13 protein-coding genes are annotated in these 13,344 nt (G+C 65.2%); 4 read left to right on the top strand and 9 right to left on the bottom strand.

Annotated elements, in window-relative coordinates:
- The first annotated feature begins 42 nt into the window (after positions 1–42).
- From AC1DIO_RS17105 to AC1DIO_RS17095, 3 genes are read left to right on the top strand one after another with little or no spacing between them, the layout of a single operon-like run.
- Entirely contained in the window at positions 43–1,233 is a 1,191-nt protein-coding gene (locus AC1DIO_RS17105) for an extracellular solute-binding protein (RefSeq protein ID WP_441507076.1), read from the top strand.
- Between the two features lies 1 nt (position 1,234).
- On the top strand, positions 1,235–2,263 hold the full coding sequence (locus tag AC1DIO_RS17100) for a Gfo/Idh/MocA family protein (RefSeq protein WP_476776387.1): 1,029 nt from the start codon (positions 1,235–1,237) through the stop codon (positions 2,261–2,263).
- Complete coding sequence (locus tag AC1DIO_RS17095) at positions 2,260–3,264, top strand: Gfo/Idh/MocA family protein (protein ID WP_476776375.1); 1,005 nt, start codon at positions 2,260–2,262, stop codon at positions 3,262–3,264. The genes AC1DIO_RS17100 and AC1DIO_RS17095 overlap by 4 nt, the downstream gene beginning before the upstream one ends.
- A gap of 107 nt (positions 3,265–3,371) precedes the next feature.
- On the opposite strand, the gene AC1DIO_RS17090 is transcribed toward AC1DIO_RS17095, so the two are convergent.
- Genes AC1DIO_RS17090 through AC1DIO_RS17080 form a run of 3 tightly spaced genes read right to left on the bottom strand, consistent with a single transcriptional unit; the run spans position 3,372 to position 6,399 of the window.
- Positions 3,372–4,565 (bottom strand): ABC transporter substrate-binding protein, encoded by a 1,194-nt coding sequence (locus AC1DIO_RS17090; protein WP_441507074.1) that lies wholly within the window; start codon positions 4,563–4,565, stop codon positions 3,372–3,374.
- 38 nt (positions 4,566–4,603) lie between these two features.
- Positions 4,604–5,635, bottom strand: a complete 1,032-nt coding sequence (locus AC1DIO_RS17085) for an N-acetylglucosamine-6-phosphate deacetylase (RefSeq protein ID WP_441507073.1) — start codon at positions 5,633–5,635, stop codon at positions 4,604–4,606.
- Positions 5,636–5,655: 20 nt separating this feature from the next.
- Positions 5,656–6,399 (bottom strand): glucosamine-6-phosphate deaminase, encoded by a 744-nt coding sequence (locus AC1DIO_RS17080; protein WP_476776374.1) that lies wholly within the window; start codon positions 6,397–6,399, stop codon positions 5,656–5,658.
- A gap of 118 nt (positions 6,400–6,517) precedes the next feature.
- Between AC1DIO_RS17080 and AC1DIO_RS17075 the strand changes: the two genes are divergently transcribed.
- Positions 6,518–7,702: an ROK family protein gene (locus tag AC1DIO_RS17075; RefSeq protein WP_476769955.1), complete on the top strand. Its 1,185-nt coding sequence runs from the start codon at positions 6,518–6,520 to the stop codon at positions 7,700–7,702.
- 145 nt (positions 7,703–7,847) lie between these two features.
- On the opposite strand, the gene AC1DIO_RS17070 is transcribed toward AC1DIO_RS17075, so the two are convergent.
- The 6 genes from AC1DIO_RS17070 to AC1DIO_RS17045 form a co-directional block, all read right to left on the bottom strand.
- Positions 7,848–8,015 (bottom strand): hypothetical protein, encoded by a 168-nt coding sequence (locus AC1DIO_RS17070; protein ID WP_441490879.1) that lies wholly within the window; start codon positions 8,013–8,015, stop codon positions 7,848–7,850.
- A gap of 79 nt (positions 8,016–8,094) precedes the next feature.
- Entirely contained in the window at positions 8,095–8,418 is a 324-nt protein-coding gene (locus AC1DIO_RS17065) for a c-type cytochrome (RefSeq protein WP_441507070.1), read from the bottom strand.
- Between the two features lie 132 nt (positions 8,419–8,550).
- Positions 8,551–10,185, bottom strand: a complete 1,635-nt coding sequence (locus AC1DIO_RS17060; RefSeq protein WP_476853734.1) for a thiamine pyrophosphate-dependent enzyme — start codon at positions 10,183–10,185, stop codon at positions 8,551–8,553.
- Positions 10,186–10,264: 79 nt separating this feature from the next.
- On the bottom strand, positions 10,265–11,245 hold the full coding sequence (gene hpaD / locus AC1DIO_RS17055) for a 3,4-dihydroxyphenylacetate 2,3-dioxygenase (RefSeq protein ID WP_441507068.1): 981 nt from the start codon (positions 11,243–11,245) through the stop codon (positions 10,265–10,267).
- A 124-nt stretch (positions 11,246–11,369) separates the two neighbouring features.
- The gene (gene hpaE, locus AC1DIO_RS17050; RefSeq protein WP_441490883.1) at positions 11,370–12,920 is read right to left on the bottom strand and encodes a 5-carboxymethyl-2-hydroxymuconate semialdehyde dehydrogenase; all 1,551 of its coding nucleotides are present in this window, start codon (positions 12,918–12,920) and stop codon (positions 11,370–11,372) included.
- Positions 12,917–13,315, bottom strand: a complete 399-nt coding sequence (locus AC1DIO_RS17045) for a 5-carboxymethyl-2-hydroxymuconate Delta-isomerase (RefSeq protein ID WP_441490884.1) — start codon at positions 13,313–13,315, stop codon at positions 12,917–12,919. Before AC1DIO_RS17045 ends, hpaE begins: the two co-directional genes overlap by 4 nt.
- Between the last annotated feature and the right edge of the window lie 29 nt (positions 13,316–13,344).

The following is a 13,344-nucleotide window of genomic DNA, read 5'->3' as shown; positions in this document are numbered from 1 at the left end:
CGGTCTGGTTGCGCGGATAGCAGGCCTATCGAGGGAGAGACCATGACCGAAATCACACGCCGCGGCGTGCTGCATGGAGCAGCCAGCCTTGCCGCTCTCCAGGCGACAGGCGCCTTCGCCCAGGGCCTGCCCCTGCCTTCCAGCCCGGTTGCGCTGAACATCATCGACGTCGCCGGCAACCTGCAGCTGACCCAGGCTTCGATCGAACGCTTCGCCAAGGAAAACCCAAAGCTGATCTCGCGGGTGAATTTCTCGCGGGCGCCCTCGCCGGAGCTGCCGGCGAAGCTCAAGGCGCAGCAGCAGGCCAACCGGGTCGATCTCGACCTCGTGCTGACCGGGCCGGGCGCGATGTCCGACGGCATCCAGCAGGGACTGTGGATCGACGTCTGGAAGTCCTATCCGTCGCAACTGCCGAAGGCTGAAGACGTCTATCATGAGCAGGCGCTGATGATGCAGCGCAACTTCGGTCAGAACGAAGGTGTCGCCGTCGTCTATTCCCCGTCGGGGCCGCTTTTCGAATACATCCCGGCCCGGCTGAAGACCGTGCCCAGGACGGCTGCCGACCTGCTGGCCTATGTGAAGGCCAATCCCAAGCGCTTCACCTATGCCCGCCCGCTGAATTCCGGGCCTGGCTGGACCTTCCTCCAGGGCATGCCCTACATCCTCGGCGACAAGGATCCGAGCGATCCGATGAACGGCTGGGACAAGACCTGGGCCTATCTCAAGGAGCTCGGCACCGGCATCGACTACTATCCCGGCGGCACGGCCGCGACGATGAAGGAACTCGGCGAAGGCACGCGCGACGTCATCGTCTCGACGCTCGGCTGGGACATCAACCCCCGCGTGCTCGGCATCGTGCCGAAAGAGGCCGAGGTCTTCGCGCTGGAAAACACTCACTGGATTCCCGACACCCAGTTCATGTGCATTCCCAAGGGCGTGCCGGAGGCCAAGGTCGCCGTCATCCTGGCGCTGATGTCGTTCATGCTGAAGCCCGAGCCGCAGGCCGCGACTTATGACAAGGGCTATTTCTATCCCGGCCCGGCCGTGAAGGGCGTGACGCTCGCCATGGCGCCGCAGGAAAGCCGCGACGTCATCAAGGAATTCGGGCGCGCCCATTATGACGAGCTGATCGCCAAGCTGCCGACCCGCCCGCCTCTGACTCCGGAACGGCTCGTCGCCGCCTTCCGGCGCTGGGACCAGGAGATCGGCGTTGGCCACGGAGCACCCCAATAGCATGCGCTTTGCCGCCATCGGCCTCGACCACCGCCATATCTACAACATGGTCGAAGGTCTCCTCGAAGCCGGCGCTGTCTGCGCCGGCTTCGATCCGCGCACCAGCGACGAGCGCGTCGTTGCCGGCTTCCGCGAGCGCTTTCCGCAGCTCCAGGCCATGGATGCCGACCGGCTGATCGACGATCCCTCGATCGATCTGGTCGCCAGCGCAGCGATTCCCTCGGAGCGCGCCGCGATTGCGATCCGGGCCATGCAGGCCGGCAAGGACGTCATGGTCGACAAGCCGGGCGTGACCAGGTTCGCGCAGCTTGCCGATGTCGAGGCGACGGTCGCCCGAACGGGGCGGATCTTCTCGATCTGCTTTTCCGAGCGCTTCCTGGTGCCTTCGACGATCATCGCCGGCAAGCTCATCGCCGACGGCGCGATCGGGCGTGTGGTACAGACCCTGGGTGTCGGCCCGCATCGACTTAACCGCGCGATCCGGCCGTCATGGTTCTTCGACCAGAGCGCTTTCGGCGGCATCCTCACCGATATCGCCTCGCACCAGATCGACCAGTTCCTGCACTTCACCGGTTCGCGCGATGCGGAGATCGTGGCGTCGGGAACGGGCCATTTCGGCAGCGCTGAGCTGCCGGATTTCGAGGATTTCGGCGAGATCCTGCTGCGCAGCCCGCAAGCCGGCGCCTATATCCGCGTCGACTGGTTCACCGCTGACGGGCTTCCGACGTGGGGTGACGGGCGGCTGACCATCCTCGGAACGGCAGGCACGATCGAACTGCGCAAATATGTCGATATCGCAGGCCGGCCGGGCACCGACCATCTCTTCCTGGTCGATGGGAACGGCACCCGTCATATCGATGCCTCCCGTGAGCCGCTGACCTACTTCCGCAATCTTGTGGCGGATATCGCCGGCAGGACCGAGAGCGCGATGTCTCAGCAACACGCCTTCACGGTCTGCCGGCTGGCGCTGGAAGCGCAGGCGAAGGCCGTGCGGCTGCCCGCCCGCGCGAGCGAAAGGACTGCTTCGTGACCCGCAAGATCGGCATTGCCATCGTCGGCCTCGGGCCAGCTTCCCTGCCGCATTCCCGCAGCCTGATCGACCTCGCAGAGAGGGTCGATGTACGCTGGGCGGTCAGTCGCTCGGCAGAGCGAGCCGGGGCCTACCGCAAGCAGTTCGCCTTTCCGGTGACGACCGATCTCGATGCCGTGCTGGCTGATCAAGCGGTCGAGGCCGTCATTGTGCTGACGCCGCCGAGCAGTCATCTCGACGTGTCCGCGCGCTGCTTCGAGAATGGCAAGCATGTGCTGGTCGAGAAGCCGCTGGAGTTGACGGTCGCGCGCGGCGAGGCGCTGGTCGAAGCCGCGCGCCGTGCCGGCAAAGTCTTCGGGGTCGTGCTGCAGCACCGATTCCGGCCTGCGAGCCTGCGCCTCAAGGCTGCACTGGCCGCCGGCGAACTCGGAACCGTGGAGGCCGCTTTCCTGAGCGTGCCGTGGTGGCGTCCGCAGGCCTATTACGACGAGCCCGGCCGCGGCACGCTGGCGCGTGACGGTGGCGGCGTGCTCCTGACCCAGGCGATCCACTCGCTCGACCTGTTCCGCTCTTTGGTGGGTGTGTCCCAAGTGGTCGCGGCGCAGGCGCGGACCACGAAGCTGCACCGCATGGAGACCGAGGATTTCGCCTCGGCGCTGCTTGAGCTCGGCAATGGCGCACCGGGCACGCTGATGACGACGACCGCCGCCTATCCCGGCCATCCCGAGCGCATCGAGATCATCGGGACCCAGGGCTTCGCGACATTGATTGGCGGCACGCTTAGCCTCTCCTTCCTCGACGGCCGCAAGGAGATCGTGGAGGCGGAGGGCAGCACGGGCAGCGGCGCCAATATCATGGATTTCCCCCATGATGCGCACCGTGCGGTGATCGCCGATTTCCTGGATGCGGTCACGACCGGGCGCGAGCCCGTCGTGACGGGCAACGAGGCGCTGGCATCGCAGCGGCTCGTCGACAGCATCCTCGCGGCCGCGAGGCGTTGAGGCGTCGCCTCTAAAATCCTATCCGGTCATCATGGCATCCCGGGCCGCCCTGCAGGCGCCCGGGATGTTCTTGTCGTGTGCTGGACAGTCGCGTTCGACTGGCCTGCTCAGCGGGCGCGCTTGGCGCCGACCATCTCGTCCCATTTGCGGAAGGCCACGACCATCTTGTCGGGCTTCAAGGGCAGCTCGATCGGATTCTTCGCGATCAGGTCGGCATATTCCGGCCGGCCGAATTCGGCGATCACCTTCTGGCTGCTCTCCGGTGCCAGCGACAGCGGCACGTTCTTCACCGCCGGGCCCGGATAGAGATAGCCCTCGTCATAGGCATAGGCCTGAGCCTTCGGCGTCAGCACATAGGCCATCAGATCGAGCACCACGGCGAGGCGATCGTTCGGGACGCCCTTCGGCACGCACATGAAGAAGGCGTCCGAAACCCAGTGGAAGCCCTTCAACGTGCCGATCATCGCGGATTTCGGCACGATGCCGAGCGCGCGCGGATTGATGTCCCAACCGGTGGTCGAGATGATGATGTCGCGCGAGCCCTCGCCGAACTCCTTCATCGTCGCGCCGGTGCCAGCCGGATAATAGTCGATGTACTGGCCAAGCTCCTGCAGATAGGCCCAGGTCTTGTCCCAGCCGCCGACCGGATCCTGCGGGTCCTTGTCGCCGAGGATATAGGGCAGGCCCATCATGAACGTACGGCCCGGGCCGGAATTGGTCGGGCGCGCATACATGAACTTGCCGGGATTGGCCTTGGCCCAGGCGAGCAGCTCGTCGGCCGTGGTCGGCACGTTCTTGACGCGCTCCGGCGCGTATTCGAGCAGCGGGCCGGAGGGGTAGTAGTTGACCACGACGCCAAAGCCGTCGCCCTGGGCACGGTGCAGATTGAGCGCGGCCGGCTCGTAGTTCTCCTCGATATTCGGGAACTTGTCGGCGAAGTCGGGCAGGATCTTGAGCCAGAGCTTCTGTTCGAGGCCCGCTGCGAGGCCGTCGCTGCCGGTCAGCACGAGATCGAGATCGGCGCGGCCGGCCTCCTGCTGCGCCTTGATCTTGCTGGCGAGTTCCGGCGCCGGCGCCTTCACGAAGGTGATGCGCGAGACCAGCTTCGGATTGGCCGCGCGATAGTCCTCGAACGCCTTCTGCATCAAGGCCAGCGCACCGCCGACATCGATGATGTTGATGCCGACCGGCGAGGTCGGCAGCGGCGGCGAAGCCGCAAAGGCCGCCGGTGCTCCCGTCGCCATCGCGGCCAGGCCGCCCAGCACGGTKCGGCGGTCAATTCCCTTGAAATCCTTGCTCATGGTCTCTCCCTCTTTGGTTAGGCTGATCGTTGGGTTGTCTACATCTTGACCGCGTCGTAGCGGCGTTCCTCGGGCCCGATGCGCACGCGCTGCACGGCGAGATCAGCGGACCACTCGACCTCGCTTAGTGGCAGCTCCAGCCCCCTCGCCCGCAAGGCGGGCTCGAGCACCGCCAGCGGATGGCTCGAGGCCATCGCGACCGCCTCCTCCGGCGTCGCCAGGCCCCAGGCCACGACATTGCGCACCCCCTGATCGAGGCAGAGCGCCGAGCCGGCGAGCGAGACGCTTCCCGGCTGGCGCACGGAACCGTCGGCCTTCCGCTCCACGCTCATGCCGGCGAAGGGATAGTTGCCGGGCTTCGCCGCTGCGGCCGAAACCGCATCGGTCACAAGGATCGAACGGTTAAGTCCCTTGGCACGCAACAGCGATTTCAGTGCCTTGGGGTGAACATGGATGCCGTCGGCAATGAAACTTGCCCAAAGCCCGTCCTCGGCAAGCTGCGCGAAGATCGCATTGGCGAGTTTATGCGTGACCTGCGGCATGCCGTTGCCGAGATGGGTGGACAGGGTCGCGCCCGCCGCGGCGGAGGAAGCGACCTGATCGAAATCAGCAGCGGTATGGCCGAGAGCGACGATCCTGCCCTGGCCATGCAGCGCCGCGATCAGGGCCGGCACGGCCTCGACCTCGGGAGCGACCGTCACCATCAGGATCGGACGGTCGAGCCCTGCTTCCAGGCGATCGACCAGGGTGGGATCGGCTGCGGTCATCGCGGCGGCCGGGTGGCAGCCGGAATAGCCGTCAGCCGGATTCAGGAAGGGCCCCTCGAGATGGTAGCCCGGGCACATCAGCGGGCCGAGGCGGCTCGCCGAGATCGCGGCATCGAGCGCGCGCAGGCGCTCTTCCAGTTCATGCGGATGGGCGGTGATCACCGTCGGCAGGCAAATGGTCACGCCCGTCCGAAGCATCGCCTCGAGCGCCCGGTCGATCTCGGCCGCCGTCACCGCGCCTGAATTGAAGTCGACGGCCGCAAAGCCGTTGACCTGGAGATCGACGAGGCCGGCCGTCAGCATGATCGCACCCTGTCCCACCATCAGCCCCGCTTGAGCAGGGAGGCAGCCGGCGGGTCGAGGAACAGCACCGTGTTCTTGTGGGTCTGAAGGATCGAGGCGGGGTAGAGCGGGCTCACCGGACCTTCCAGCGCATCGCGCGTCGCCTTCGCCTTGCGCTCGTCGGGCACCGAAAGGACGATCAACTCGCTCTTCAGGATCTGGCGGACACTCATCGAGATGGCGCGCTCCGGCACCGCTTCGAGGCTCGGGAACCAGCCTTCGCCGAACTGCTGCTGGCGGCAGGCGCCATCGAGCTTGACCACGATGTAGGGCTCGTCCGTCTCGAAATCGGCCGGGGGGTCGTTGAAGGCAAGATGGCAATTCTCGCCGAAGCCGGCGAAGCAGACATCGATGCGTAGTCCCGCGATTAGTTCGCCGAGCCGGCGCGCCTCCTGCTCGGCATCGCCCTCGCCATCGACCGGGATGAACTCGACCTTGCCACCCAGCGGGGCGACGAAGCGCTCCTGCAGATAGCGACGGAAGCTCGCCGGGTGCTCCTGGCCGAGGCCGACATACTCGTCGAGATGGAAGGCAGTGACCTTCGACCAGTCGATGCCCTCGGCAATGACGAGATGGTTCAGCATCTCGAACTGGCTGGCCCCGGTCGCGACGATGATCGTCGCATGACCGTGCCGCGCCTGTGCTTCGCGAATGGCCGCAGCACCACGGGCCGCAGCCTGGACGCCGAGGGTCTCCTTGTCGGCGACGATGTTGATATCGATCATGCTATTTCTGAACCCGGACAGAGCAAATTGTTTCAAAATTCTCAGATCGAGCTTATGAGCGCCTCTGTAAAATGCAATCTCAATTTCAGAACCATCAGGTTCTAAAATATGGATGCCCATGACACTACCAGCCATCGACCAGATGCTGTTCTCCGACGGGCACGGCAGCGACCGCGCCCGCGCCTTCACGCTTGTTGCACGCGGCCAGGCCCATTCCCGGCCTGAGATCGGCGCTGCGCTCGGGCTACGCTCGACCACGACATCGCGCCTCGTCGGCGATCTGGTGGAACGCCGTCTGCTGCTGGAAACCGCGGGGCAGAAAGCCGGCCGCGGCCGTCCGGCCGGAATTCTCATTGCCAATCCACGCCGCGTCGGTGCTTCCGTCATCTATGTCGCGAGCCAATCGCTGGTCGGCGCTCTGGTCGATCTCGACGGCCAGTTGCTTGAAGAACGGGTCGTCGAGATTGCCTCGGACGCAGATAACAGGGTTGTCGCAGGCGTGATGGCCGGGCTTGGCGCGGATCTGCTCGCCGCGATGCCGCGCGGCATGGAGCATGCCGGCACCGCCGTGTCGCTCTCGGGCTTGCTCGATCTCAGGCGCAAGCAATGGCTGATGTCGTCGCGCTGGCCCAACCTGCGCGGCCTCGATGTCGGTATTGCGCTCGGGGAAGCGGTTGGCCCCGTTGTGGTCTGTCGCAATCTTGACGCCGAATTGCGCGCGCGCATGGCGCAGGATTCGGAGCAGTTCTCGGATGGCGCGCTCCTGCTGCACTGGGGCTGGGGCATCGGACTGGGCTACGCCATCGGCGGACGCTCGCTCGCGCCGCCCGGCGGCTCCTTCGGAGAAGTCGGGCACTGGCGCTTCGCCGCGCTCGACGGCCGCCGTTGCGGCTGCGGCAACACCGCCTGCCTGGAAACGGGCGCGGCGCTCTGGTCGCTCCTGCCGGAACTGCGCCGGCGCTGGCCCGATCTCGCGGAGGACGAGAACCGCCTCTACCGACAACTGGCGCGTTGCGACCTGACCAGCCTGCCCGAGATCGACACGGCTGCGCGTTTGCTGGCGCGCGCACTCGCCAATGCGAGCCGCCTGCTGTTTCCCACCCGGATCATCGTAACCGGCCCGTTCGTCGCCAATGCGCAGCTATGGGCGCATTTCGACGGGTTGTTTAGGGCCGAGGGAACAATGCACGGGTTGATGATGCCTGAACTCGTCAGCGACCGCTCAAGCCGGCAATATGAAGTCCATGGAGCGGCGACGCCGCTGCTCAGCAAGGCGCTGGAAGACCTCTTGCAAGGCGCCTGACCGTCAGCGGACCGGATATCGGCCGGCCCAACGGCCTCGCCTGCTGCCTTTGCACCCGCTCTTCCGAAAGCCGCAATCGACTTGTCGGACCGATGTCTTCGCGCCTGTCTAGTCCTTAGCGCCTGTCTCGGCGCCTGTCCTGGCGTCAATCCTCGGCGGTTTCGCGCCGCAATTCCCAGGCGAGCATCGCCTCGGCGAGCGCATGCAGTTCCTGTTCCTTGGTGCTGGTATCGGAGGCAGCCTGAAGCTCCGCAACACGCAGCTGAGCTTGCTCATAATCCTCGTCGGTGTGAATTACGATCGGTTGTTTCATGGCAGCCCCGCGCTACGTCCGGGTCATGAAAGAGTCTGACCCAACCTGATTATAACCGAAAACCGGCGCATATGTTCCGCTAACGCGTCGGCAGGGCTGCATAATACGCCGCGATTGCCGCAATCTCGTTCACCGACATGTGCCGCGCCATGTAGCGCATTTCCTTGTGAGCCCGCTTGCCGTTGCGAAAGGCCATCATCTGGTTGAACAGATAGCGCTCGTTCTGCCCTGCCAGATGCGGCACTTCGGTGTCGCGGGCGATGCCGTCCGCGCCATGGCAGGCAGCACAATCTTCGAGCGGGGATGTCCGTGGCTCAGACGCCACCGGCGTAACCATCATCAACCCGGCCACCGTGAGCGAGGCCGCAGCCGTCATCCCCAGGCCAAATCTGAACCAGCTCATGATCGAGGCTCCTCCCATCGCAGCCTTCGCCGCAAAGCCATGGGCGAGCCTGTCGCACGGTAAGCGTTAAGATCGCGGAAGCTCCGCCCGAGAAATGTGGGGGGTGCGCATTGGCTCGTACCTGCAGGCTCGCTAGCGCGCTGCCGGTGGTGCCGGATGGATGAACGGCCACGGGCTTGCCTCAGTGCCGCGCGGAATGGTGATCTCGATCAACGCGGGACGATTATCGGCCAGCGCCTTCTCCAGCACAGGGCGGAAGGTTTCGGGCGTGTCGACCCGCACTGCCTCGACCCCGAAGGACCGGCCGAGCTGGACGAAGTCCGGGTTGACGAGGTCCGAGCCGATCAGCCGGCCCTCGAAGCCCGTCAGCTGGTCGCGCCGGACATTGCCGTAGGAGCTGTTGTTGAAGACCAGCGTAACGACGCCGATGCCGTATTGCACGGCCGTCGCCAGTTCCTGGACTGCAAACAGGAAACCGCCATCCCCGGTGATCGCGACCACGGGCCGATCCGGCCACGCCACTTTCGCGCCAAGCGCGGTCGGGAAGCCTGAGCCGAGCGTGCCCTGATAGCCGGAGGACAGATAGGTCCTGGGCTCATAGACCTTGAAGCCGTACCAGGAGGCAAAGCCGACTTGGGAGAGTTCGTCGGTGACGATGCCGTCCCTCGGCAACACCTCGCGCAGGACCTGCAAATAGGCCATTTGCGGTTGGATCGCCTGGATCTTGGCTTCAGCCGCCGCGGTCGCCTCCGTGATCACCGCGCGGCGGCCGGGGCGGCTCTGCGGCAGCCGCCCGGCTGCCTTGGCGAGCGCAGCCGTGGCCGCACGGGCATCGGCCAGGATCGCGACATCGGGAATGGAGCGGCGCATCTCGACCGGATCGATATCGATGCGAACCGATTTCAGGTTCGGCGGCGTATGTGACCAGCGCCAGCCCGGCAGTTCCAGGCGCGTACCGATGCCGATCAGCAGGTCGGTCTGGGGCCAGAGCTCATAGGCCGCAGCCATGGTGAGGCCGAGTTCATGGTCATTCGACAGGATGYCACGACCGCTGCGGAAGGCGACGACCGGCGCATCGATCAGTTCGGCCAGTTGCAGGATGTCATCCGCGGCATCGAACGCGCCGCTGCCGACGAAGATCATCGGCGCCTTCGCCGCCGAGATCAGTCTTGCGGCGCGGTCAATGGCGTCAGCGTCGATGGGTGGCGGTGGCGAGGGATCGAGCACGGAGGTGACCGGCACTTCCCCCGGCTGCGTGAAGACGTTCCAGGGCATTTCCAGCGCGGCCGGACCGCGCCGTCCCRAGAGCATCGCCTGGAAGGCCCGAGACACCGCTGTCGGCGCCAACGCCGGGTGCTCGACGCGCTCGGCCCATTTGGTGAAGCCGCGCAGGGTCGCAAGCTGGTCCGGCATCTCGTGCAGATGCCCGCGACCACGATCGAGGAAGGGGGTTGGCACCTGCCCCGTCAGGCAGAGCACCGGCTCGTTGCCACCAAAGGCCGTCAACAGGGCCGCCCCGGCGTTGAGGATGCCGGGGCCGGGCACGACGGTGCAGACCGAGGGCCGTCCGGTGGCCCTTGCGTAGCCGAAGGCCATGTAACCGCAGGCCTGCTCGTGACGCGCTCCGATGGTTGCGATCCTGTCCTTGTTCCGCTCGAGCGCGTCGAACAGGCCGTAGATCTGTGCCCCGGGAAGACCGAAGACCGTATCGATGCCATGATCGATCAGCCCGGACACAAGTCCCTCGCCGCCAGTCGCTCTCACCATATCCGCCTCACCTTGTCCTGCAGATCCGCCCAACGGGCCGTCACCTTGAGTGGAGTCCCCGCCCCTGCGCCCCGTTAACTCACGCAGCGATGATCGGGGACGCCTGGAAGGAGGGCTGACGCACCGGCGTCTCAGCGAAGAGCGTGCCCTCCTCGAACCAGGAGCGCGGAGCTGGCGCGCCCCAGAGCGTCTGGCGCTGCGGATCGCGCAGATCCCAACGGATCGGTTCGTGGTCGGGGTCGACCGTCTGGTAGTCCGAGCAATAGATCTCGATCCGATGACCGTCGGGGTCGCGGATATAGAGGAAGAAGGCATTTGAGATGCCGTGCCGTCCGGGGCCGCGCTCGATATTGGTGACGTAGCCGGTGGTCGCCATCAGATCGAGCAGGTCGATGATGTTGAGCGGCGTCGGCACCCAGAAGGCAACATGGTGGAGGCGCGGCCCAACCCCATGGGTGAAGGCCATGTCGTGAACGCCACCCTTGCGGTGCATCCAGGCCGCCCAGAGCCGGCTGCCATCCTCGTTCACCGTGTATTCGGTCGTTCGGAATCCGATCGCGTTATAGAACGCGACGGACGCGTCGACATTGTCGGAGAAGCAGTTGAAATGGTCGATCCGGAGCGGCTTCACGCCCTTGTAGAGCGCGTATTTCTGGTGAACCGACGGAAGCTTGTCCATGCTGAAATAGAACTCCAGCGGGACGCCGAGCGGGTCGACAGTCCTGAGCGTGCGGCCCTGGAACGGCGCCTCGACAAACCGGGCCGGCAGGCCGTTCGCCCGAAAGAAATGATGTGCCTTGTCCAGATCCTCTTCCGAGAAAACCTTGAAACCGAGTACCTTTGCGACCGGGCTTTCACCCTTCTCCAAGACGATGCAATGGTGTCCACGTTCTTCCATCGCACGCATGTAGACTCGGCTCTCGCTCTCGTCCGTCACTAGCAGCCCAAGCGTATCGGACCAGAAGGCTCGCGAAGCCGCCAGATCGCACACGGACAGGACGACGTGATTGAGCCGCACCACCTGAAAGGGCGGATTCAATACCGGCTGCGGGACAGGCATAGAGCTTCCTCCTTGGTATCTTATTCCTGCTGCCGGCCTGCTTTTCGAGGGCTTGATGCTGTGAAGCCGGTKGCACGGCTGCGACCACGGCCGCCGTTCCCGCTTCGATCCTTCCCGTTACCGGTCAGCCTCCGAGCCCGAGCTTTGGGACCTTGTGGCTGTCATAGGCGACCGCGATGTTCTTCGTCTCCATGTAGAAATCGAAGGAATAGTCGCCGCCGTCACGGCCGATGCCGGAACTCTTGATGCCTCCGAACGGGGTCGGCAAATGCCGCACATTCTCGGAGTTCACCCAGATCATGCCGGCTTCGAGATCGCGAGCGACACGGTGCGCGCGGCCGATATCACGGGTCCAGAGATAGCCGGCGAGCCCGTAGCGGACATCGTTGGCGACCCGAACCGCATCGGCCTCATCCTCGAAGGGAATCATGGTCAGGACAGGACCAAAGATCTCCTCCTGGGCGATCCGCATTCCAGCTGCAGCGTCGACATAGAGCGTCGGCTCGACATAATTGCCGGCCCCCTCCATCGCCCGCCCGCCGCCGCAGGCGACGCGTGCCCCGCCCTCTCGCGCGAGCGCAGGGTAGGACAGGACCTTTTCGGCATGACGCGGGTGGATCAACGGCCCGATCTCCGTTGCCGGATCGAGCGGGTGGCCGACTTTGATACGCCGGACACGCTCGACGACTCTTTCGCTGAAGCTGTCATAGATCGAGCGCTGGACCAGCGCGCGCGAGGACGACGTGCAGCGTTCGCCATTCAGCGAGTAGATCATGAACAGCACGGCATCGAGGGCGCGGTCCAGGTCGGCATCGTCGAAAACGATCACCGGGTTCTTGCCGCCGAGTTCGAAATGCACGCGTTTCAGCGTCTTTGCGCCTTGCGCCATGATGTGCGAGCCGGTCGTGGTCTCGCCGACGAAGGCGATTGCCCGGATCGCGGGATGCTCGGTCAGGGCCTTGCCAGCCTCTTCGCCGAGCCCGTGCACCAGATTGACGACGCCCGCGGGCAATCCGTGGGCGCGGATCACCTCATCCATGATCTCGGTCAGGATGACCGCGGAGAGCGGTGACCACTCGGCCGGCTTATGGACGACGGTGCAGCCGGCGGCGAGTGCCGGCGCGATCTTCCAGGTCGACAGCATGAAAGGCGTGTTCCACGGCGTGATCACGCCGACGGGGCCGATCGGTTGGCGGATGGTGTAGTTGATATGGTCGGTATCGGGCAGCGAAAGCCCGTTGCCCGCCTCGGTGGCACGATCGGCGTAGAAGCGAAAATTCTCGGCGCCGCGCAGCGCAGCCTTGGCCATATAGCGGATCGGTTGGCCAGTATCGCAACTCTCGACGAAGGCGATCTCCTCGGCTCGCGCCTCGATCGCATCCGCTATCGCATGCAGGATCTTGCGACGCGTCGCGCCTGGAACATCGCGCCAGACCTTGAAGGCCGCCTCGGCGGCGCGGGCCGCACGGTCGATCTCCGCTGCACCACCGGAGGCGATGGTGCATTGATGCTCATTGGTGGCCGGATCGAGCGTTTCGAAGGTGGCGCTCGTGGCGGAGAGCACGCGCTCTCCGGCAATGACATGCGGAACGACCCCGCCGGTGAGGAAGCGCGCCATGGCGCGCTCGGCCCCGATCAGATTGCTGGCGAATTTCGGATCGATGGCCCGGTTCATGCGAGGCCTCCCTTGCGTGCGAGGCGTTCATGCAGATTGTTGGTCTTGAGCGAGGCCGTCCCGTCGATCTCCTGGACCTCGACTGTGAGACCGAGCCCGATCTTGCTGAACAGGTCGGCGGTTTGCGCTTCGAGCGTCGCCATCAGCGCTTCGGCGACCCGCCGGCGCGTCGCGGCATCCCGACCCTCCCCGATCCGAGCCAGAACGGCAACAAAACCGTGGGTCGGATCGCCATCGGCGATCGCGAAGATATCGCGGCGTTCGGCCCGCGTCCGCAGGCCGCCAATGGGGAAAACCCCGGTTGCGAGCGCTGTATGGTGCAATTCGTCGACCAGCCGGCGGAGCGACAGCGCCGGCTCAAGATTGGCTGAATATTCGACGATGATATGCGGCATCCGCGCACCCGCCTCGTGTTCGAAATTAA

It is taken from the genome of Allobosea sp. 05T439 (genome assembly GCF_056396005.1).
This window is presented reverse-complemented; position numbering and strand designations above follow the sequence as displayed.